Raw genomic sequence first — 22,906 nt, forward strand, 5'->3', positions numbered from 1 at the left:
CTTCACTGCTGAAATGCGTATACATTTCCTAAGTCTAGCAGCTTCGTCAGTTCATCCAGCGCGTCCCGTCCCTCACGCAGCAACTGCGGGTCGACCAGATCGGCCTGCGTCAGGCGATCGCGGTAATGGCGGTCAACCCAGCTATTCAGTGTGCTAAAGAGTTGATCGTTCATCAGCACCGCCGGATTCACTGCCTGCTGCTCCTCTGGTGTCAGCACGACCCGCAAACGCAGGCAGGCTGGCCCCCCTCCGTTATACATGCTTTCGCGCAGATCAAATACCTTCAGGGCTTTCAGTGGCGAGTCCCCTTCGACCTGTTCGCACAGGTAGCGCCAGACGCCCGCATGCTGACGTGACTCTTCCGGCAGCACCAGCATCATCGTGCCGTCGGGACGGCTCAGTAGCTGGCTGTTAAACAGATAAGTCTCTACCGCCTCTTTCACTGACACCCGATCTGCCGGCACTTCCAGTGCCACAAAACCGGGGACGCGCGCCCGAAGCTGCGCCAGCAGTTCAGGCTGATCAACAAAGGCGTGCTGATGACAGAACAGCATCTGCTGGTTGCTGACCGCAATCACATCGTTATGAAACACACCCTGATCGATCACCACAGGATTCTGCTGGGCGAACAGCACGCGTTCGGGTGAAAGCTGATGCAGACGGGCCACCGCCTCGCTGGCCTCACGTGTCTGCCGCGCCGGGTAACGTTGCGGAGCGTTGCCCTCATGGCTGCTGTCGTGGCCATAGACAAACAGCTGCACGCCGCGCTCACCATAGGCGCCGCCGAGCCGGTTGTGGTTAGCCGCGCCTTCATCACCAAACATCGCTACCTGCGGCAACGCATCATGCACGGCAAAATGGCGGTCGTCGCGGAAGATGGAACGCAGCAACCAGACCGTTTCCGGCGCTTCCATCGCCCGGTGGAATTTGTTGTTAAGGTTTGCCACCGTCAGGTGAACCCGGCCATCCAGGCTGTCTGCTGACGGCGAAACCGTAGCGGCATTGGCGACCCACATTGCCGACGCGGAGCTGCAGGCGGAAAGTATTCCCGGCGTAGTTTTCCCGGCCGTCGCCAGCACCTGCTCATCGCTGCCGCTGAATCCGAGCTGACGCAGCGCCGCAATATTGGGCCGCTCATGTGGCGGGATCACCCCTTGCACGTAGCCCATATCGGCCAGCGCTTTCATCTTCAGCAATCCCTGCTTTGCCGCCAGACGGGGATTCGAGGGCTGCAGCTGGTTGCGGGTTGAGGCTTCGTTACCAAACGACAGCCCGGCATAGTGGTGTGTTAATCCCACCAGCCCATCAAAGTTGGCTTCGGTTGCCTTCATGATCTCGTCTCCGGTGCGGAGAAATCGAGTCCCGGCGACAGCGTAGCGGGTAACGTAAGGTCTGGCGTCTCCAGTGAGGCCATCGGCCAGGCGCAGTAATCCGCCGCATACCAGGCACTGGCGCGATGGTTGCCCGACGCCCCAATGCCGCCAAATGGTGCGGTACTGGCTGCGCCAGTCAGCGGTTTGTTCCAGTTGACGATGCCGGCGCGTGCTTCCAGCAGCAGCTGATCAAACTGCTGGCGCGAAGGCGAAATTAATCCGCACGACAGCCCGTAACGCGTCTGGTTCGCCAGCGCAATCGCCTCATCAAAGGTGTCATAGCGGACGACGCCCAGCAGCGGACCAAAGACCTCTTCATCCGGGATGCCCTGCACGTCGGTCAAATCGATAATGCCTGGCGTCAGAATGGCGCTGTGGCGATCCGGCCAGCGCATCGCCAGCCGCACCTCACCGCCCGCCTCAACCCGACGTTGCCACTCACTCATAATCTTCTCTGCCGCGCCGGTCGAGATCACACTGCCCATAAAGGGTTGTGGCTCCGCATTCCACGCGGCCGGTTGAAGTCGCCCCGCCACCTCCACCAGCCGCTGCAGAAACGCATCACCCGCCTTGCCGCGTTTAACCAGCAGACGCCGGGCGCAGGTGCAGCGCTGTCCGGCGGTAATAAAGGCGGACTGCAACGTGATGTTGACGGCCGCATCCAGGTCAGCCGGATCTTCTACAATCAGAGCGTTATTGCCGCCCATCTCCAGCGCCAGCATCTTCTCAGGCTGACCGGCAAACTGACGATGCAGCTGATAGCCGGTATGGGCGCTGCCGGTAAACAGCAGGCCGTCGATCTGGCTACAGGTGGCCAGCGCCTGCCCGGTTTCACGTCCGCCCTGCAACAGCGCCAGTACGCCAGCTGGCAAGCCCGCGGCCAGCCAGATCTCAACCGTTTTTTCGGCAGTCAGCGGCGTCAGTTCGCTGGGTTTAAAGACCACGCAGTTGCCCGCCAGCAGCGCCGGGACGATATGACCGTTTGGCAGATGACCGGGGAAGTTATAGGGACCAAACACCGCCAGCACGCCGTGGGGACGATGGCGCAGCGAACTTTCGCCTTCATGCTGCTCACCGGTGCGGCTATGGTACGCCTTTACTGAAAAGCCGATTTTATTGATCATCGCGCCGACTTCGGTCAGCGCTTCCCAGCGCGGCTTGCCGGTTTCACGGGCAATGGTTTCTGCCATTTCTGTTTTGTGCGCTTCAAGCCCGGCCGCAAATTTCTCTATGATCGCCTGCCGTTCCGCCAGCGGGCGTCTGGCCCAGACCGGAAAGGCGCTGCGCGCCGCGTCACAGGTCGCCGTGACCTGCGCGGCCGATGCCGCCTGGCCCTGCCATAGCGTCTCGCCGCTGACCGGATCCGCTTTGGTCAGGACCTCCGCGTCACCGTCTACCCATTCTCCCTTTATCAGGTGCGTCATGCTGTTTTCTCCTCTTTGCAGAGCGTCACCACGCGCAGGCTGTCGCCCGGCTGGCAATGGAGCGCCCGCATCTGTTCATCCGTAAGCTGTACGCTGTCGCTGTCGGCATGGGCCGGGATCAGCGCCACACGGAACTGGCGGTAATGGTTATTGGCAACCAGGCAGAGCGGCGCATCAGCCGGGTTTTCACCCCGATCTGCGCTGCGCAGACGGCTTTTGCGCACAGCACGGATATGGTCGATATCGCACTCCAGCGTCGGGCCGCCATCAAAGATGTCAACATAGTTGAGGTAGCGGAAACCTTCCGCCTCCAGCACGGCACGGGCAGGGGCAGTTTGTGGATGCACCTGCCCGATGACCGCCTGCGCCTCTGGCGTCAGGTAGTCGATATAGAGCGGGTGTTTCGGCATCAGCTCCGCGATAAACGATTTCTGGCCGGTGCCGCTGAGGAAATCGGCTTTACTGAATTCCATTGAGAAAAAACGGCTGCCCACGCTCTCCCAGAACGGCGAATGGCCCTGCTCATCGCTGACACCACGCATCTCAGCCACCACGCGGTCGGTGAAGCGTTCACGGAAGTTCGCCATAAACAGGAAACGGGACTTCGAGAGCAGATAACCATTTTTGCCGTCACGGTAATCGGGATCGAGAAACAGCGTACACAATTCACTGCTGCCGGTGTGATCGTTACTCAGCGACAGCGTTGGCAGCGCGGCGTAGACATTCAGCTCTTTCGAGGCGTGCACCTGCGTGCCGACGCGAAAGTTGTACCAGGGATCCTGCAGGCCGACCGCCACCTCGATAGCGCAGATGCCGACAGCGCGATTATCTTCACTGTCCGCCAGTACAAAGACATAACCCTGTTCAGCACGCGGCAGCGTATCCTCCCAGGTCTGCAGCGATCGATCGATACGCGCCTGTAAGGTGGCGCTATCAACGGGCAGCGAGGTCAGTCCACCGCCGGTTTTACCGGCCAGCGCCATCAGCTGGCTTAAATCATCGCGTTCAACCGGACGGATTACCATCATGATGCGGACCCTCGAACCAGGCGTGCACACACCTCAGCAAAGCGTGCCATGCCGAGCTTCACTTCCTGCTCACTGATATTCAGCGCGGGGGCAAAACGTACCACGTTGGCCCCGGCAATCAGCACCATCACGCCCATCTCAGCGGCGGCAAGGTTGATTTCTTTGGCTTTACCGGCAAAGTCGTCGCTGAGCACCGCGCCAATCAGCAGACCCAGACCGCGCACCTCTTTAAACAGATGCAGGCGCTGATTGATCTCATCAAGGGCCGCGACAATCCACTCGTGGCGCTGCGTGACACCTGTCATCATGTCAGGCTGGTTGATCAGCTCCATCACTTTACCGGCAACCGCGCCCGCGAGCGGATTGCCGCCATAGGTGGTGCCATGGGTACCGACGCCCATCACCAGCGCCAGATCGTCACGGGTCAGCATCGCACCTATCGGGAAGCCGCCACCCAGCGCTTTGGCGCTGGTGAGGACATCCGGCGTGACGCCATAGTGCATATAGGCGTAAAGCGAACCGGTACGCCCCACGCCGCTCTGCACTTCATCAAAAATCAGCACGGCCTGATGCTTATCACAGAGTTCACGCAGTCCGCGCAGGAACGCTGGATCGGCAGGCAGCACGCCGCCCTCACCCTGGATCGGTTCAACAATTACGGCGCAGGTATGGTCATTAATCAGTTCGGCAGCTGCAGCCAGATCGTTAAACGGTGCATGCTGAATCTCAGGCGGCAGCGGCGCAAAATCTTTTGAGTAGGCGGGCTGACCACCGGCTGAGACGGTAAACAGGGTGCGACCATGAAACGCATTTTTAAACGCCACAATGCCACTTTTATGCGGGCCAGCACGATCATGCGCGACTTTACGCGCCAGTTTCAGTGCTGCTTCGTTTGCCTCCGCGCCGGAGTTACAGAAGAACACCCGGTCTGCAAAGGTGGCGTCGATTAACTGCTTCGCCAGTCGCAGAATCGGTTCGTTGGTGTAGCCATTACCGGTGTGCCATAACCGTGCGGCCTGTTCCTGCAACGCCTGCTGTAACGCCGGATGCGCATGCCCTAACGCATTGACGGCGATGCCACCGGCAAAGTCGATATAGTCTTTACCGTTTTGATCCCAGACGGTCGAGCCTTCTGCGCGAACCGGTATAAAGGTCGCTGGTGCATAAACCGGCATCATCCATTGATCGAAATCGTGACGCGAAACGTGCAGTGCCATAACCCACTCTCCTGCTTTACTTTACCGGCCGGGTAAAGCTTATGTTTTAAAATTGTTAAAAGATGTTGTAGTGCAGCCCTACTGTAGAGTGCAGTTAACGTGCCAGCCAGAGAATTAATGCATAAAATGGTTACCACAACGCAATATCAATGAGTTAGGTGGTTACAATATTCACTTAATTTGCATATATAGTGAATAATTTTCTGACTGAAGCGGCAAAGCCGGGTTTTAAACAGCAGAATTATGCATTCGCGGGATGAAATATCGCTTTTGTGATCGCTGATAAATTATCTCTCCATAAAAACCCATTCTTTGCCCTTTTTTAGCGCAGTTTGCCTCTCACTGGTGCAGCCGTAGCTGCGGGATTTCGTCTGGCAAAAGAGGGTTTAATGGCAAAACTTAACAAACTATTTTCATTTATCACGCCAGGCGAATTAATTTCCCCGCCTGTTATCGTTCAATTAATGATCAATATGATGACGCTTTAATCACTCTCGTGCGGATTATTTCTGACGTGATTATCGGGCGGGAAATAATATTTATTAAAAGATGCACAGATATTAATATGCAGGCTAATGGTTAGAAGTGAATCCTTGTGGAATTATCACTATCAGAATACTCACTATAATTAATGCAGAGCTTTATCTGATTAATTTATATACTTTAAAGTTATGAACTTTAGCGAAAAAAGGCATTTAACTCATTGATTAAAAACCATATCAATACAGAAAGTTCAGGCATTTTATTAGAAGAAAATCTTATTACCTTGTCATTTAATCTTCTGTTGTCCGATGATATCCATTAGCTGAATATAGACATCACATTTTGTTACTTTTATTGCACTTTGTAATTTTAACTTTTTGTGTCATTTTCATTTCACCCCGCATCAGGGGAATAATAATTAATGAATACAGGGTAATAATTAAATGATGAAGCGCACTTTACTGGCGGCTATTATGCCGTTACTGATCGGTCTTTCCTCCGCACAGGCCGCAGAAATTTATAACAAGGATGGCAATAAGCTGGACCTGGTCGGCAAGATTAACGTGTCACACCTCTTTTCTGATGACGATAACAACAACGGCGATACTTCTTCGTATGCCCGTTTTGGTTTCAAGGGCGAGACGAAGATTACCGATCAGCTCACCGGTTATGGTTTCTGGCAGTATCAGTACAGCCTTCACAACTCCGAAGGCAGTGACGCACAGGCTACCAACCGCACCCGTCTGGGTTATGCTGGCCTGAAATTTGGCAAGGCCGGTGCGCTGGATTACGGACGTAACTATGGCCTGGTCTATGATGCGCTGAGTTACACCGATATGCTGCCGTTCTTCGGCGGTGATTCCGGTTATACCGACGCCTTCCTCTCTGGCCGCTCAACCGGCGTGCTGACCTGGCGTAACAGTGATTTCTTTGGTCTGGTAGACGGGTTAAACCTTGCTGCACAGTATCAGGGCGAAAACGACCGCAGCAGTAACATCGACGGCGTGCGTCGTTCCAATGGCGATGGTTTTGCCCTCTCCGCGTCTTATGACTTCGATTTCGGCCTGAGCTTCGCTGGCGCATTTGCCAGCCTGGATCGCACCACGGCGCAGAACGCAGCCGCACGCGGTGAAGGCGATAAAGCCCAGCACTGGGCGACCTCAGTCAAATATGATGCGAACCAGGTGTATCTGGCCGCGATGTACGGCGAAACTCTGAACGCCACGCCGATTAGCGGCGGCTTCGCCAACAAAGCGCAAAACTTTGAAGCCGTGGCGCAGTATCAGTTCCTGAACGGCTTGCGTCCATCCGTGGGTTACGTCTCATCGAAGGGCAAAGAGATTGAAAATATCGGCGATGCCGACATTATTAAGTACACCGCCGTGGGTGCCACCTACTACTTCAACAAGAACATGTCGGTCTATGGTGAATATCGCATCAACCTGTTGAAAGATAACAACCCGCTCGGTCTGGCGACCGACGACATCACCGCGCTGGGTCTGATTTACCAGTTCTGATGAGACAGCAGGCCCGGCGCTTCCTGCCGGGCCTGTTGACTGACTCACGCCAGGCATAATCTGTTCTCACGCCGGTTTCAGCCCAGCGCCCTGACTAAGTTAACCGCCACGGCCTCTTCCTCCATCAGCTCTTCCACGTTGGCCGAGGCCAGCAGCGTGGTTGCCTGCCCGGCAGGTACCGGACGGCTGAAAAGATACCCCTGACCATAATCACAGCCGCGTTTTCTCAGCCACCGCAGCGTGGTGACGTCCTCGATCCCCTCTGCCGTAATCACCACATTCAGTCCCTGACAGAGCGCCAGCAGCGTTTCCACGACTTTCCGCTGCTCCGACCCGGTCACAATTCCGGCAATAAACGTCTGATCAATTTTGATTTTGGTAATACCCAGCCCCAGTAATACGGAGAGATTGGAATAGCCGGTACCGAAATCGTCCAGTACCACGCCGATACCGTCCTCTTTCAGCTGACGTATCGCCTCACGGGCATCATCAGAGATGGTCATGACGTTCTGTTCCGTGATCTCCAGTTCCAGCATAACCGGTCCGGCTTGCTGCATAATGCGGGACAGACAGGTGGTCAGCGACGGTCTCAGCAGCTGCTCCGGGGTAATGTTCAGCGACAGGCAGAGCCCGGCAGGCCATGCCCGTGTTGCACTGACCGCATCCTGCAGCAGCGCCACGGTCATGCTGTCCATCAACCCCAGCCGTTCCACCACCGGCAAAAACTCGGCCGGTGAAACCGTCTGCCCCGACGCGGTGATCCAGCGTGCCAGTATTTCAAAGCCGGTAATATTTCCGCTTCGCAGCGACACCAGCGGCTGCAGAAAGGGAACGATAGCGTGGCCGCTGACGGCGGCAACCACCTCCTGCTCCAGCCTTTCGCGCTGGCGAAAACGCAGTTCCATATCTGGCGAGAAGCGCGCCATATAGGCGCCCTTATCCTGCTTCGCCTCGTATAACGCCAGATCGGCTGCCCGCATCACATCAGCCTGCGCCGTGCAGGTTGAGCTGGCAATACCGGCTGAGAGACTCAGGAAGGTGTGGGGACCGGTGCGGATGGATGTCGCCTGCTGACAGAAACGCCTCGCGGCATCAAGCGCCTGATCCGCCTGAGAAGCATCGGCAACAATGGCAAACTCATCCCCACCTACGCGGAATACCTGGCTCCCGCTGTCGGCCGAGGCAGTCAGCAGACTGGCCAAAGCGATCAGCGTGGCATCACCCTGACGATGACCGTTCAGATCATTGATACTTTTGAACTCATTAATGTCGAGCAGTGTCAGGGTATAGGGCACCTCACCAGCATCAAGTTCTGCAATATACTCATTCAAGGACCGGCGGTTCAGGACCCCGGTCAGCGCATCGGTTCCGGCCAGCCTGAGCGCATCTTTTTCCGCTCTGAGTGCTTTGCGGATCAGATTCGCGATAAACAGCGCCGGAATAATCATCGCCAGCCCGGCAAATGAGGTTGAGGTCACGATAAACCGCACCCGCTCACTGGTTTCAAAATCGGGATCGTAGCCCAGGCCCAGCAGGCTGGAAATCCGTGCCTCAAGCCCGAATTCCCACAGTGTTGAGAGTAAAATGATGGTCGCAATATTCAGCACTGCGAGCCAGAAAAGTTTCAGGCGCATGCGTTCATTCCCGGTGATGGAGAGTGTCAGAGTGTTGTTTTAATTATCAGTAAAAAACCGGGGTGTATTTCTTATAGCCTGTCAGCTTAACTACCGACGATAATCACCCCTCCGCTATTTCTTTTTATAGAAATCACGCGTTCTCACCCGCCTCGCGCCAGCACAACAGAAGAGCTGCACTGAGCGGCGCGTGCCGGTTACGTCATCAATATCGATGAGTGTTCTATCGGCAGCGGCGGCGAGATTAACAGGCCGGTCCGGTTATATTTGTGCATTACAAGGGTTCCGACGGGTTATGCATCCGGGATGGTGCACCACCGCACAGCGCGTCAGAATGCACCATGCCAGCCATATTAAATTTTTAATTAACAATAAGTTGATGTGTCATTATCGCCGCAGGTCGTTGCGCAAATTTGCGTTACAAAGCCTGAGAATATGACACTTTTTTATTTTTTTACTGTCGGTCCAATCACGCGGGGCACACTCCGGCAGAACGGACTTTTGTTGTACAAAACTAAATAGCGATCAATTTAGTTGAACCCAACCCTACAGAACCCTCTCCGACTGCCGATACCGGATTACCCAACGAACGCTTCTGGAAGATCGATGAAAATCTCAACGCGCCTTAGCGCAGGTTTTGGCCTGCTGATTTTGCTATTTATTATTTGTGCCGGTACCGCGATTCAGGCGCTTAATAGCGCCCGTAATAGCATGGACGAAGTGGTCAATGTCCGGCTGAAAAAGTACCAGACCGTACTGGATATGCGTGGCGGCGTGCGGGATATGGCTATTGCAGTGCGTAACCTGGCCCTGATGACCGATCCTGTTGCGATGAAGCCAGAATGGGAACGTCTGCAAAAACAGCAGGCGCTTTACATCAGCAATCGTGAAGCGCTGTCGCACATGATGCAAACTGACGCCGGCCCCGCGGGACGCGAGGCGATGGGCAGAATTGAATCTGCCGAAGGGGCCGCGCTATCCACCCTGATGAACGCCGGGAAACTCGGGCTGGAAAACCGTCAGCAGGAGGTTACCGACTATCTGTTAACCGTAGCGCGTCCTGCGCAGCAGACTCTGCTTAAAGCGATCAACGATCTGACGGAGCTTGAGATGCGCAACAGCCGGGATGCGGTGGTGGAAAACGGTAACGCGATCGCCCGCACCACCTGGATACTGATCATCCTGGCAGCAATCTCCGTGCTGGCTGCGGTCGCCACCTGCGTGTTTATTGTGCGTATGCTGATGCGTCAGCTGGGCGGCGAACCTGTTCAGGCACAGACGCTGGCTGCCGCAATTGCCGCTGGCGATCTCACCTCCGCAGTTACGCTACGCCGTGGCGACAGCACCAGCCTGCTTGCCTCGTTAAGCGGTATGCAGACCAATCTGCGCGGGCTGGTGTCGCAAATTAAAGAGGCTTCCGCTTCGGTGGCGCTGGCGGCCGATGAGATTTCTCAGGGCAACAGTGAGCTGTCATCCCGTACCGAGCAGCAGGCTGCTGCGCTGCAGGAAACCGCAGCCAGCATGGAGCAGCTCACTGCCACCGTAAAAAGCAATGCGGCGGGCGCGCATCAGACGGCGGGTTCAGCACGCGAGGCTGCCACGCTGGCTCATGCGGGCGAAGTGGATGTTCAGCGCCTGTCAGAAACCATGCATGACATTTCGCTGAGTGCCGTGCGGGTGCGTGACATTACCTCTGTGATAGAAGGTATCGCTTTCCAGACCAATATTCTGGCGCTTAACGCTGCCGTAGAAGCAGCACGTGCCGGTGAAGACGGTCGCGGATTTGCTGTGGTCGCGGGTGAAGTCCGCTCGCTGGCCCAGCGCAGCGCCACTGCAGCGCGCGACATCAAGCAGCTGATTGAGCAGGCGGTCACGCAGGTTGAGGAAGGCGTCACCGTGGCGGCAGGAACGGGTGAGCGCATCCTGGAAATTGTCAGCCGCGTGGGCGAACTGGCCGATGCCATGGACAACCTCTCACTCTCCTCCGGTGAACAGATGCAGGGCATCTCCCAGGTCAGTATTGCAGTCAGTCAGATGGACGGCGTCACGCAGAATAACGCTGCGCTGGTGGAAGAGTCCTCTTCCGCGTCACAGTCCCTGCTGGCGCAGGCGCGCGATCTGCGCGGCATGGTGGGGACCTTCACCGTATGAACCCTTCCGGCGGACAACTCTCCGTCGGCACGGCTGACCTTATCAGCCGGATCGGTGGCCTGAAACAGGATGTGGATATTCTGCTTCAGCAACTCAGTGAAGGCGAGTATCTGAGTGTGGATACGTTCGCCAATAACTGGATACATCTGACCCAGCTTTACAGCCGGATTCAGGCGCACATGAGTGATCGCGCCCTGATGGACAAACTGGTGCGCAGCGACCTGTTGCTGGCCGCTGACCTGCTGGCGGTGGGAAGAATGATTGCGGTCATGGATAACTTTCTGCGCTGCGCGGTCATTACCCGATGACCGGATCAGGGCGCTGACAGTGCACGGCATTCACTTCTGCGTTAAATGCTGAAATTTTGCAGCAAATCTTCGCCGTTTTGCCCCTGGCGCACGTTGTGCGCCAGGGGCTGCGCCCGGTTATATTGACTTCAATTTAATTTGACTCAATACTGAGCCACCTTTCAACCGGAGGCGTAGCCAACGGCTTTTCCTCTCGCCGCGAAAGCGATTGAAAGTTGGGTTTCTGACACCCGAAAAGAGATGCTGCTGCAGTCAGCATCTGCCCGATATACACTTAGCAAGACTTCAGGGCTGATAAGCCGCCGGTGGTCTGGCTCTCCTGCCCCGGACTCAGAATGAGTAAAAATATGAATGATGAAACCGTGGGGATCGCTGATACGTCTCCCGCCAGTGCCGCGCCAGAAACCATCGACCAGTTTCTCTGCTTTGCGCTCTATTCCGCATCGCTCGCCATGACAAAGCTCTATCAGTCGCGGCTGAAACCGCTTGGGCTGACCTATCCGCAGTATCTGGTACTGCTGGTGCTGTGGGAAAAAGATCGCCTGACCGTTTCTGAGATTGGCGCGCGCGTCCGGCTGGATTCCGGCACGCTCAGTCAGCTTCTGAAGCGGCTGGAGAGCGCTGGCATTATCTGTCGGCAGCGTGACACCGGGAAGGATGAGCGTCGGGTTGTGGTCTCACTGACGGAACAGGGCCACCAGCTTAAAGTCGCGGCGGCGGGTGTCCCGGCAGATATGATCTCAGTAATGGATACCGCCTGCAGTGAGCTGGGTGAACTGACGACCCAGGTTGCCACACTGCGGGAAAAACTGCTTAAGGCTCTGCCATAATGCTCGCTTTCGATAAACAGACGGGCAGGCTGAATCACCGACGCGTTGCCCATTCAGATGCTGTTCAGCAGAATTGCTGCCCTGGAGTTTCTTTTGAGCATCGATAAACCGGCGGATATGGATGATGTCCATGCCGTGGTAGGACAGGCTGTTTCCAGCCTGCTGAAGTCAGGTAAGACAGCAGGAATCCAGGAAATCATTGCGTTTCTGAAACAACAGGAAGCGCGGTCTGTCAACGGTCAGAGAGAAGTCTACGCCAGAGCCGTTCGTGTCGTGACGAAACTGGTTAACTGACCATGCCAGGCTGAGCGGCGCTGTTCAGATAAGCGTCACAACCGCCGTTCCTTATTCTCCTGTTCGTACCCACGCCGGACCTGGCCCGATTCATCCCTGCTCTTCCGGGCCACGCCTTCACCGGCCCTGTTTACCCGGCCGATGAAGGCGTCGTTATTCGCTATGTGCCGCGCGGGCAACGTCTCTGACGGCGCTTTCAACCCGCTCTGAATCCTTCTTAATACTGGCAATCACGTCTCCTGCCTCACGCATCAGCAGTACCCCCTGACCGGTGTTCGCCAGCGAGGTTTCAATTCCCCGCAGCACCTCTCTGGCCAGTTGATTATTCCCTGTGGCTACCCGCTCAATCTCCTCGGTCGCACTGCTGACGCTGGCCGCCAGGCTGCGGACCTCTGCCGCCACAACGGCAAAGCTGCGGCCTGACGTGCCCGCCCGCGCCGCTTCAATGGCGGCATTCAGTGCAATAAGGCGGGTCTGCATGGCAAAGCGTCGGATGGTTTCAACCATGCCATTAATGCTGTCAGACTGGCTGTTCAGGCGCGTCACATCTGCCGAGACCACGCTCATCTCTTCAGCAATCCGGCTGATCATCTGAATGCTGTTGTCGATAACATCCGCACCCGCCTGTGCACTTCCCCGCGTCTGTACGGCCATGTTCCAGGCATTTAATGCCGCATCATATTCCTGCTGATTACGTAGCACCTGTTCCGTCACATCGGTGGCGAATTTAACAATTTTAATGAGCTGCCCATCGCTGTTAAAAACCGGGTTGTAAGTGGCCCTGAGCCAGAGCGGTTCGCCACGCCGGTTAAGACGGGGAAACTGGCCCGAAAAAAACTCGCCCTGATTCAGCCTCACCCAGAACTGCCGATACTCCTCACTCTGAGAGAGCGCATCCGAACAGAAAAGCCGGTGATGCTTTCCTGTTACTTCAGCAGCCTGATAGCCGGTAGCCTTAAGGAAGTTATCATTTGCCTCCAGCACGTGGCCGTCAGGACTGAATGCGATCACGGCCATGGAGCGGCTGATCGCATTGATGATGGACTCCTGCTCCAGTGATGACTGCATTCTTTCTGAAATATCAGCCGCTATTTTCACGATTTTGAATACCCGTCCGCGCCGGTCAGTCACCGGAATATAGCTCGCCTCCAGCCAGACCGGTCGCATGCCGTTCGCCAGCCGCAGATATTTATCACTGAAGCTTTCGCCTGCCGCCAGACGCTGCCAGAAACGTTGGTACTCTGGCGAGTTCACCAGCGCGGGCGGGCAGAACATGCTGTGATGCTGGCCGACAATGTCGTCCGCCCGGTATCCCATGGCGGCCAGAAATAGCGGGCTGGCTTTCTGAATAATGCCCTCAGGCGTGAACTCAATCACGGGCATAGCGCGCCCCAGCGAGCGGAAAGACGCGGCGGCGTGCAGATCACGCTGACGAAGAAAAGCAGGGACAAGATATTTCAGTAAACTCAGGCGCATAAGCAAGACCAGTAAACGATGGAATTGCTCTTATCATCGGCATTTTGCCAGCGTCCCTTACGCATCGCTGCGATAGTTGCGACTGATGATTGCAACATGATGTTACTACTGACACATAAGCCTGACGGCCGCACAGCATCGGTACAGTGGTCAGATGAATCCGGGCGGACGGGTCATGCATCACGCTGGTCAGATTTACCCGCCAGAGCGCAGTGCTGGCAGGTTCCCGCTACAGCGCCGTACCGGTAGGCGCCATTAAATCGTAACGATCGGTCTGCGGAGCCGCGTCCATCGCCATCGGTGGCTCAACCTTCAGGGTGATCCAGTTAGAGGTGACACGCTGCTGCTTGCTGTCCTCCAGCGTCACCGACAGCCGGTATTCGTTGCTGGCGTCTGGCGACGGATCCCATTGCGGTAAAATCACACTCCAGCCCTGCGGATCGGCGTTATTGGCCGGTGGCGTCAGGCTCAGCGCCTGCGTGTCACCCTGCCAGCTCACTGCCCTGATGTCATTGCTTGCCCGCACCTGTAGCTTCAGCGGCAGACTCTCGCCACTGCTTAACTGCCAGGGCGGTGTCGCCAGAAATACCGACAGGGTTTTGCGCTGACGGAATGAGAGCACCGGCGTATCGCTGCGGGTCACGGTATCGTAACGGCTGCCACGCAGAGAGCGCGCTTCCGCGACGTTACCGGCGTCAAGCTGACGGCTCAGCGCCACGCCGAAGCGATAGTTCAGTTTCAGCCCCAGTTGATCCTGGCTTTCACCGGCACTGCTGGTTTTGTGAGTAGCAGACAGCGTTACCAGCGGCACCGGTGTGTAAGAGAGGCCAAACGACATGGCAGAGGGATTGTGATAGCGGTTGCCGCTGTTAAACAGATCGACATTTTCACCCAGATATTGCTGATAGCTTACCGAGACGCCCAGCTGACGATAAAAGGGCAGATAGCTCTGGCTGGTGATGTCATAGCCGCGCGCCATGCGCTGCTGCTGCGAACTGCCAAGATTTTTCCAGCCGGAAAGTGGCTGATAGTAGTTGGCAGAGAAACGCATCGAATCACTCCAGGCTTCAGTTCCCACCGAGGCGCGCTGCAGGCCGCTGCTGAAGACGTGATCAACAAAGCCGTTGTAGCCCAGCAGCCAGTTACCGGCGTCCCACCGCTGTCCCAGTCCCGCATTGCCGACCAGACCCTCACCGGTATCATGCAGGCCAAGCTGGCTGAAGGTAAGCTGGCTATTCTCGTCGGCTAGTGCGCTGAAGAGATCGCCGCCAGTGCCGGTGAAGTTTCCGTTCATGTCGACTTTCAGGTCCAGCTGCGCGTTACCATAAGGCGACAGCAGTGACTGCCCTTCGCTCTCAACCCGACCGGCCACTTCATCACGCAGATGATTGAACGCCCAGACGCCCGCCTGCTGGCCAAACGTCACATTGCTGTCGCTGTTGTTACTCGCTTCACCGATGCTTTTCGCCACAGCCGCCAGCTTTTTGCTCCATGCTTCATCCTCGTCGCTGGTGCTGCCGAGCGTCGGGAGCGAATCACTGTAGCGCGCAGGATTGTCGAAGGGCGTTTCTGACACTGTTGTTTCAGTCTGGAACGCGTGAGCGCTCTGCAAGGCAGAGAGCGACAGCGCAATCAAAGAGAGAACCCCTGTTTTCCGTATCATGTCACCTGGCACATTGATTAATTTGTCACTGCGATAAAAGTCAAATTCATTCACAGTTACCTTAACATATTGTGACGGCGATGCAGGACAGCAGAGGCAAATTGTGCATATACCAGAAAAGTCTGGCAGAAAAAAAGGCCTGCTATGTAGCAGGCCTGGATCATCTCTGGCGTCATCAGGAGAAGATTAAGCCGCCATCGACATTAATAGTCTGTCCGGTGATATAGCGCGCATCTTCTGAAGCCAGAAACGCCACCAGCCCGGCCACATCCTCCGGCTGACCGGCACGCTTCAGCGGAATATTTTTCACCCACTCGGCCATCAACTCACCTTTGCCGTAGGTTTTCTCCTCGCTGCTGAGGATCTCGCCCCAGACGCGATCGTTGTAATCCCACATCTCACTCTCAATGATGCCGGGACAGAAGGCGTTGACCGTAATGTTCCACGGTGCCAGCTCCAGCGCCAGACTCTGAGTGATGCCGATGACCCCCATTTTGCTGGCGGCATAGTGCGGCGTGTAAATAAAGCCCTGCCGTCCCTGCCCCGATGAGGTGTTAATCAGACTGCCGCTGCCCTGCTTCACCATATATTTCGCGGCTTCACGACAGCAGAGCCAGACGGCGGTGGTGTTCACAGCCAGAATCCGCTCAAAGTCGCTTTTCGGCATGGTGTCGAAACGGTCAATGGTGATCACGCCCGCATTCTGAATCGAGACATCAATCTGTCCAAAGCGTTCAAAGGCCTGCTGATAGAGCTGCTGCACCGCCGCTTCATCCGTAACGTCGACCCGCAGCGCCAGAATCTCACTGCCGTACTGCTCTTGAAGCTGGTCAGCTGTGGCAAAGACCCGATCGGCATTCGACACCATCACCAGCCTGGCCCCGTCGCGGGCGAAACGCGCCGCGATCCCGGCACCGATGCCGCGACAGGCACCGGTAATCACCACTGTTTTTGCACGTTGTTCGCGGCTCATAATTGCTCCTGTTAACTGTGACGAACATCAGTGAGAGGCGCTGCCTGCTGCTTTTTTTCATGGCGACGCAGCAGCACCACTTTGCTTTGCAGACGCTGCTGGAACTGGTCGATCACGACGGCTGTGACAATCACCAGACCTTTAATTACCATCTGCCAGAAATCGCTGACGCCCATCATCACCATGCCATCCGCCAGGAAGACGATAACGAACGCGCCAATAATCGAGCCGGACACCCGCCCACGCCCGCCCGCCAGCGCCGTGCCGCCCAGCACGGTGGCACCAATGGCATCCATCTCAAACATGTTGCCGGTCATCGGATGCGCAGTCTGCAACTGAGAGGCCACCACCAGTCCGACAAGCCCCGCGCAGAGGCCGGAAAAGGCGTAGACAAAGACTTTCACCTTGATAATCGGCACGCCCGCCAGCCGCGCGGCGGACTCATTGCCGCCAATGGCGTAGATGTAACGACCCAGCGGGGTTTTGCGCGTCAGATAGAGGCCGAGCAGTAAAAAGCCGAGCATCAGCCAGATTGGCAGATAAACACCCATTACGGTGCCGGAGCCGAGCAGCGAAAAGCCGGTGTTGCCCAGCGCGGGCACTCCCACCAGGTTAGCGTAGGTGCCGCCGTCGTTGAACAGCAGTGCCGCCCCGCGCGCCACATACATCATGCCCAGGGTGCAGATAAAGGGGGCCACGCCCAGTCGGGTGATCACCGTGCCGTTAATCAGCCCCACCAGCACGCCAAAGATCGCCACCACCAGAATCACTTCAGGCACGTTGAGAAACAGCGTATTGCCGCCCCATAACGGAATGCCATTGGTCAGCAGCGCGCCCGCCACCATGCCGCAGATCCCCGCGACCGCGCCCACCGAGAGATCGATACCGCCGGTGAGGATCACCAGCGTCATGCCAATCGCCAGCAGTCCGGTAATGGCGACGTGCTGCGTCATAATCAGCAGGTTAGAGGGCGTCAGAAAGTTCGGCACCATCACGCTGAAGAAGCCGACTACAATCAGCAGCGCAATAAAGGTGCGCGCCTTGAGGAGGTACATATAGAGCAGGTATTTTTGGTTCATGACATTCTCCGGCCAGCTTAGCCCAATGGGTCAGGCGCTTAATCCTGCGGGGTTGATGCCGCGATCAGATGTTCTCTCGTTGCCGCTGCGCGGGGCAGATCGGCAGTTATCCGGCCATCGGCCATCACTAAAATGCGGTCCGCGAGCGCCATCACCTCATCCAGTTCAGACGATGAGAACATGACGGCCAGCCCCTGCTGAGCCAGATTGCCAATCAGGTGATAGACGTCGTTTTTGGCACCGACATCGATGCCGCGCGTCGGCTCATCCAGCAACACCACCTGCGGCCCGGTCATCAGCGCTTTACCCAGCACGACCTTCTGCTGATTACCCCCGCTTAGCGCCGTGACCGGCAGATCGGGATCGCTGACTTTGATCGCCAGATGGCCGATCATCTCATTGACCCGCTGCTGCTCCCGGCCGGGATTCAGCAGCCCCAGCGCCCGGCGAAAACCGCGCAGGCTGAAATCAGAGAGTGTCATGTTGGCGGTGATCGACATCAGTTCAATCACCCCTTCGCCTTTGCGATCTTCCGGCACCAGCGCGATGCCACTTTTCAGCCGCTGCTGGAAGCTGCGCTTTGCCAGATCCTTACCGGACAGCCGTACCCGGCCCGACTGACAGGGCATCAGGCCAATCAGCCCCTTAAACAGCTCGGTGCGCCCGGCACCCAGCAGACCATAAATGCCGATTACCTCGCCCTTGCGCAGGGTAAAACTGACCTCATTAAGCTTGTAGCCACCGTTCTGATGCAGCGCGGTCAGCCCCTCGACCTCCAGCACCGTTTCTCCTTGTGGCGCAGGCTGATAGTCGAACTGTTTTTTCTTATCGCCCACCATCTGGGCGATAATCCACGGCACGCTGGCGTCGCGCACCTCGCGCTCACTGATAAAACGGCCATCGCGAAAAATGGTGATGTGATCGCCTATCTCCATCAACTCTTCCAGCCGGTGTGAGATGTAGATAATGGTGACGCCGCGTCGCTTCAGCTGGTCGATGACATTGAACAGCACTTTGACTTCCGACTGACTCAGGGCACTGGTGGGTTCATCCATGATCAACACCCTGGTATCCTTCGACAGCGCTCTGGCAATCTCCACCAGTTGCTGATGCCCGATGCCCAACTCGCCCAGCGGTGCATAGGGATCGACATCGAGCTGCAGCCTTTGCAGCAGCGACTTCGCCAGCGCGTACTGATACTTCTCATTGATGACGCCGCGCTGGAAAAACTCGTTGGCGATAAAAATGTTGTCCATCACGTTCATGTTGGGAAACAGATTCAGCTCCTGAAAAATGATGCTGATCCCCTGCTTCTCCGCCTGATGGGTGGAGTTCAGCGACACCACCTTGCCATCCAGCAGAATCTCGCCCGACGACGGCGTTTCAACCCCGGCCAGCATCTTCATCATGGTGGACTTGCCGGCCCCGTTCTCCCCAATCAGGACATTCACTTTGTTGCGGTAGACCCGATAGCTGACCTGATCGAGCGCGGTCACGCCGGGATAGAGACGCGACACGTTGCGCGTTTCGATAATCACGTCGCCGGACGTTTGCGGTTGCGGATTTTGCATCTGCCGCTCCTTATTGCCGGGTGATGGCAGCCGGGGTGATATCCGGCAGCTGTTGCGGAATGTCCCAGCTGCTGAACACGCCGCTGACCATCACTGTGTCGCCCACTTTTGGCGCGAACTGTTGCATCAGGGCTGAGGCGTGCTGGTTAATCGCCTTACCGTAATCACCAAAAAGCACCTGATCGTTAAAGTCCTGATAACTCGCGCCTTTATAGACATCGCGCAGCGCCGTGCCCCGGATGATCGGTCCCACCTGAATAGTGACACTGTCACCTGATTCATCCTTTACGGTCATCTTTCCGCTGCGGGAAGTGGTATTGACAGCCGTTACCTGACCGCGAACGGAGACGCTGAAAATACAGGGGTTCTCAGCCTGACTGCGATAGCCGTAGGTCTGACAGGCGCTGTCAAAGTCTTTGGCAGACTGGAGCGACGTCATCAGCGCTGCCAGCGGTTTCGCCTCCGCCTGGACCTGCGGCACCAGCTTCTGTTGCCAGAGCTGGTCGATGTTGGCCATCTTCGGATTGGGGGGATTCTTCAGGTCAGCCAGCTCCTGCTGCGACACAATTTTGCAGCCGCTTAGCAGCATGACCACCAGCGTCAGCCAGACTCTTCGGGACATCTTCTTCTCCCTGGCGCCCGCTCGCGCAGGCGCGGCAGCGGTTAATTACGACTTGTAGTTAAAGTCCTGGACGCCTTTGGCGTTTTCCGGAGTAATCAGAATGCCGCGGAACATGACACGCTGTTTCTCCGGCTTCACGCCTTTCTGAATGAAGTTATCGAGATCGGTCACGCCTTCAGCGGCAATCGCCTGCGCCTGCAGCATCACCGTGGCTTTCAGCGTACCCGCTTTGACCGCATCGCGTTCGTCGTTGCTGCCATCAATCCCCACCACGATGACATCGTTGCGACCGGCTGCCTTGAGCGCCGCAATGGCACCCAGCGCGACCGGACCGTTACCACAGATCACGCCTTTCACATCCGGGTGCGCCTGCAGGATGCTGTCCATAATGCGCTTGCCATCGATCAGGGTGCCTTTGGCATCCTGACGCGCCACGCTCTGCATATCGGGATACTGATCCAGCACCTGATGGAACGATTTAGAACGGGTCACGCAGTTGTTGTCGGCCAGGTTACAGGCCAGCTCGGCGTATTTGCCCTTTTCCCCCATCTTTTCGACAAAGACGTTGGCCACATCTGAACCCGCCTGGAAGTTGTTGTGGGTAATCTGCGCCAGCGCCACGTCATCTACCGGGATTTCACGGTTGATCAGCACCACCGGAATGCCGGCATCTTTGGCTTTTTTGATCGCCGCTACGCTGGCGGTGGAGTCGGCGTTATCCAGCACGATACCCTGCACTTTCTTACCGATAGCGGCATCGATCAGTTCGCTCTGCTTCTTCACATCTTCGCCGTGCGACAGCACCGTGGTTTTGTAGCCCAGCGACTGCGCTTTGAGGTTGGCCCCTTTGGCTTCGGAGGCGTAGTAAGGATTATCGAGTGAGTTAACCAGAATCATAATGGTGCCTTTTTCGGCGGCAAACGCCGCCTGAGAAACCAGACAGGCAGCCACGGCAGTACACAGCAGGGTACGGTTTTTCATGATGTTCTCTCTTATCGTTATGGCAGGGTATGAAGTCCCGGGTGTTGGGTTGGCCTTACCAGATGGTGAAGCCACCATCGATCATCAAATCTGCGCCGGTAATCATGTCGCTGCCGTTGCTGGCAAAGAACAGCACGGCGGCGGCGATCTCATCGGTATAGGCAAAGCGACCCAGCGGAATCAGCTTTTTCATCTGCTCGCCTTTCTCGCCGCGCCAGGCTTTCTCGCCCATCGGCGTGAGCACCACGGTGGGCGACAGGGTATTCACGTTGATGCGATGCGGAGCAAACTCTTTGGCCATCACTTTAGTCATGCCCAGCAGACCCGCTTTGGCGGAGGTGTAGGCGACATGATTGTCGATCGCGATGGACGCCGCCTGGGAGGCGATGTTAATAATCTTGCCGCCCGCACCGGCACGAATCATCAGCCGTGCGGCCGCCTGCGAGCAGAGGAAAGGGCCGGTAAGATTCACCGCGATCTGCTTCTGCCACTCAGCAAAATCAGTCTCAATCACCGGCTGCAGCATCACGTAGCCTGCGCAGTTGACCATAATATCGATGCGGCCATAGTGGGAAACCACCGCGTCAAACGCCTTTTCCACCGACGCGGGATCGGTGACGTCACAGCAGACAAACTGTACCCGATCGGCCGCGAAGTCCGCCTGCAGACTGGCAACTTTCTCCGCTTCAAACGGCGGATAGAGCAGTGCCAGATGCGCGCCCTTCTCCAGCAGCATGCCATTGGTTGCCATGGCGATGCCGCCCAGCCCGCCGGTCACCACCGCCACCTTACCGGCCAGATTCATTGCAGTATCCACGCCGTAGCGCAGGTTTACGTCATATTCACCACTCATCCCACTCTTCCCCTGATTTTTGCTGATGCCGTTGACTCAATCATTTTCGAACAAAAATATAAGCTATCGAAAAGAAATGATATGTGGAGCAGATCAAATTTCGACCATCTGCTGTACAAAGCGGCTTATCTGATTGAAAAGACGTGATCTGGGTTCCAGTCCCGAAATAAAGCTGCTCTGCGGCAATCGGGAAAGCCTGGGAGATTCAATAACCTGCTGATTATTTATTTTCGTTCGAAAATCACAGACCTGTCAGGTCATCTCGCATTCATAAAAATGGCGCGTTAAACTCAGCCACAGAGACCTTGTCCGCCCAAGCCATCAGGTTACTGAAAAAGGGAGCATTTCGATTGAAAAGCAAAAGTGAGCAGTTCGCTGACATGCAGCAACGCCGCGAGAAAATTCTGGAGATGATCCGTGAGGATGGTACGGTCACGGTCAAAGCGCTGACCGAGACCTTTGGACTGACTGAAGCCACATTACGCAGCGACCTGCGCATGCTGCAAAAACAGGGGTTTGTGCAGCGCTACCACGGTGGCGCAACGCTGATGACGGGCAAGCAGAATACCGGCGCGATGCTGCTGGAGCGGCAGACCCATCTGGAAGAGAAAGAGGCGATTGGCCGACTGGCGGCGCAGCATATCGAAAATGGCGACACGGTGATTTTCGATTCCGGCACCACCACCACGGCGATTACCGACGCCATCAGCCACATCCGCCGTTTGTCCGTGGTGACCACGGCAGTCAATATCGCCCTGAAACTGGGCGGCGAGCCGGGGATCAATATCCTGCTGACCGGCGGCACCTTTAAGTTTCCGACGCTCTCCACCTCGGGCGAGAAAGCGGCCAGCTTTTTCGAAAATGTGCTGGCCGAAAAACTCTTTCTGGCCACCGCCTGCATCTCACCGCGTCTGGGCCTGAGCTTCCCCAGCGAAACGGACATCAAGGTAAAACTGGCGATGATCAAATCTGCCAGCACGGTTTACGTGGTGGCAGACTCCAGCAAAATCGACAAGGTGTCCATGTTCGCGCTGCCCTGTGACTGGAGCAACATCCACTACCTGATTACCGACAGCGGCATCAGCGCCGCGCAGGTCAAAGCGTTTGAGGCCCTGGGCGTGAAAGTGCTGGTGGCTCCGCTGCCGCTGAAGCGGGCGATGTAATTGAACTTCCGTACCGAAGTGCCGTGAGTGATTCCAGAGCACGGAGAAACGAGAATTTCAGGCGCAGGAAAGCGCGGGCATGCCTGCAAACCATCAAAACCTCCACACTCATGCCAACCGTGCAGGAATGGCCTGCCTGAAAAAGCAAAGTGTGCGAGCCAGGGATGGCGAGCCCAGTCCGCAGGGAGGCGAAATTCCTTTGCGATCAGGCCGGTTTTTCCTGCACGACGCACCGTACTTCCACTCCATTGCAACAAATCTGCAAA

At 56.5% G+C, this 22,906-nt stretch carries 19 protein-coding genes; 6 read left to right on the top strand and 13 right to left on the bottom strand.

Annotated features, from left to right (window positions below; all coding sequences use genetic code 11):
* Positions 1–2: 2 nt before the first annotated feature.
* From astB to K6R05_RS10740, 4 genes are read right to left on the bottom strand one after another with little or no spacing between them, the layout of a single operon-like run.
* A complete protein-coding gene (astB, locus tag K6R05_RS10725) occupies positions 3–1,331 on the bottom strand; it encodes an N-succinylarginine dihydrolase (protein ID WP_222924120.1) in 1,329 nt (442 codons plus the stop codon).
* On the bottom strand, positions 1,328–2,797 hold the full coding sequence (gene astD, locus K6R05_RS10730; protein ID WP_222924121.1) for a succinylglutamate-semialdehyde dehydrogenase: 1,470 nt from the start codon (positions 2,795–2,797) through the stop codon (positions 1,328–1,330). Before astD ends, astB begins: the two co-directional genes overlap by 4 nt.
* Positions 2,794–3,825, bottom strand: a complete 1,032-nt coding sequence (gene astA / locus K6R05_RS10735) for an arginine N-succinyltransferase (RefSeq protein ID WP_161735862.1) — start codon at positions 3,823–3,825, stop codon at positions 2,794–2,796. Before astA ends, astD begins: the two co-directional genes overlap by 4 nt.
* Complete coding sequence (locus K6R05_RS10740; RefSeq protein WP_161735864.1) at positions 3,822–5,042, bottom strand: aspartate aminotransferase family protein; 1,221 nt, start codon at positions 5,040–5,042, stop codon at positions 3,822–3,824. The genes astA and K6R05_RS10740 overlap by 4 nt, the downstream gene beginning before the upstream one ends.
* A 926-nt stretch (positions 5,043–5,968) precedes the next feature.
* Between K6R05_RS10740 and K6R05_RS10745 the strand changes: the two genes are divergently transcribed.
* Positions 5,969–7,042, top strand: a complete 1,074-nt coding sequence (locus tag K6R05_RS10745; RefSeq protein ID WP_309568525.1) for a porin — start codon at positions 5,969–5,971, stop codon at positions 7,040–7,042.
* 77 nt (positions 7,043–7,119) lie between these two features.
* Here the strand turns inward: K6R05_RS10745 and K6R05_RS10750 are convergent, their stop codons facing one another.
* On the bottom strand, positions 7,120–8,676 hold the full coding sequence (locus K6R05_RS10750; RefSeq protein ID WP_161736838.1) for a putative bifunctional diguanylate cyclase/phosphodiesterase: 1,557 nt from the start codon (positions 8,674–8,676) through the stop codon (positions 7,120–7,122).
* 606 nt (positions 8,677–9,282) lie between these two features.
* Between K6R05_RS10750 and K6R05_RS10755 the strand changes: the two genes are divergently transcribed.
* The 4 genes from K6R05_RS10755 (at position 9,283) to K6R05_RS10770 (ending at position 12,259) form a co-directional block, all read left to right on the top strand.
* Positions 9,283–10,827 carry a methyl-accepting chemotaxis protein gene (locus K6R05_RS10755; protein ID WP_161736839.1) on the top strand — a complete coding sequence of 515 codons (1,545 nt, stop codon included), beginning with the start codon at positions 9,283–9,285 and terminating at the stop codon, positions 10,825–10,827.
* Positions 10,824–11,135: a hypothetical protein gene (locus K6R05_RS10760; RefSeq protein ID WP_161736840.1), complete on the top strand. Its 312-nt coding sequence runs from the start codon at positions 10,824–10,826 to the stop codon at positions 11,133–11,135. Before K6R05_RS10755 ends, K6R05_RS10760 begins: the two co-directional genes overlap by 4 nt.
* A 335-nt stretch (positions 11,136–11,470) precedes the next feature.
* A complete protein-coding gene (locus K6R05_RS10765; protein ID WP_161736841.1) occupies positions 11,471–11,965 on the top strand; it encodes a MarR family winged helix-turn-helix transcriptional regulator in 495 nt (164 codons plus the stop codon).
* Positions 11,966–12,058: 93 nt separating this feature from the next.
* Entirely contained in the window at positions 12,059–12,259 is a 201-nt protein-coding gene (locus K6R05_RS10770) for a hypothetical protein (protein ID WP_237566777.1), read from the top strand.
* Positions 12,260–12,412: 153 nt separating this feature from the next.
* Here the strand turns inward: K6R05_RS10770 and K6R05_RS10775 are convergent, their stop codons facing one another.
* The 8 genes from K6R05_RS10775 to K6R05_RS10810 form a co-directional block, all read right to left on the bottom strand.
* Positions 12,413–13,735 (bottom strand): methyl-accepting chemotaxis protein, encoded by a 1,323-nt coding sequence (locus K6R05_RS10775; RefSeq protein WP_202605114.1) that lies wholly within the window; start codon positions 13,733–13,735, stop codon positions 12,413–12,415.
* Between the two features lie 229 nt (positions 13,736–13,964).
* Positions 13,965–15,398 (bottom strand): YchO/YchP family invasin, encoded by a 1,434-nt coding sequence (locus tag K6R05_RS10780; protein ID WP_222924122.1) that lies wholly within the window; start codon positions 15,396–15,398, stop codon positions 13,965–13,967.
* 175 nt (positions 15,399–15,573) lie between these two features.
* Positions 15,574–16,371, bottom strand: coding sequence for an SDR family oxidoreductase (locus K6R05_RS10785; RefSeq protein WP_161736842.1), 798 nt, complete (start codon positions 16,369–16,371; stop codon positions 15,574–15,576).
* Positions 16,372–16,382: 11 nt separating this feature from the next.
* Positions 16,383–17,450 (bottom strand): ABC transporter permease, encoded by a 1,068-nt coding sequence (locus tag K6R05_RS10790; RefSeq protein WP_222924123.1) that lies wholly within the window; start codon positions 17,448–17,450, stop codon positions 16,383–16,385.
* A gap of 38 nt (positions 17,451–17,488) precedes the next feature.
* A complete protein-coding gene (locus K6R05_RS10795) occupies positions 17,489–19,021 on the bottom strand; it encodes a sugar ABC transporter ATP-binding protein (RefSeq protein WP_222924124.1) in 1,533 nt (510 codons plus the stop codon).
* 10 nt (positions 19,022–19,031) lie between these two features.
* Positions 19,032–19,643 (bottom strand): DUF2291 family protein, encoded by a 612-nt coding sequence (locus K6R05_RS10800; RefSeq protein ID WP_222924125.1) that lies wholly within the window; start codon positions 19,641–19,643, stop codon positions 19,032–19,034.
* Between the two features lie 45 nt (positions 19,644–19,688).
* Positions 19,689–20,624, bottom strand: a complete 936-nt coding sequence (locus tag K6R05_RS10805) for a D-ribose ABC transporter substrate-binding protein (protein WP_222924126.1) — start codon at positions 20,622–20,624, stop codon at positions 19,689–19,691.
* A gap of 55 nt (positions 20,625–20,679) precedes the next feature.
* On the bottom strand, positions 20,680–21,477 hold the full coding sequence (locus tag K6R05_RS10810) for a GolD/DthD family dehydrogenase (protein WP_222924127.1): 798 nt from the start codon (positions 21,475–21,477) through the stop codon (positions 20,680–20,682).
* A 350-nt stretch (positions 21,478–21,827) separates the two neighbouring features.
* Between K6R05_RS10810 and K6R05_RS10815 the strand changes: the two genes are divergently transcribed.
* Positions 21,828–22,640 (top strand): DeoR/GlpR family DNA-binding transcription regulator, encoded by an 813-nt coding sequence (locus K6R05_RS10815; RefSeq protein ID WP_095707297.1) that lies wholly within the window; start codon positions 21,828–21,830, stop codon positions 22,638–22,640.
* Positions 22,641–22,906: the final 266 nt, after the last annotated feature.

The organism is Pantoea alfalfae, from assembly GCF_019880205.1.
GTDB classification, from domain to species: Bacteria; Pseudomonadota; Gammaproteobacteria; order Enterobacterales; family Enterobacteriaceae; genus Pantoea; species Pantoea alfalfae.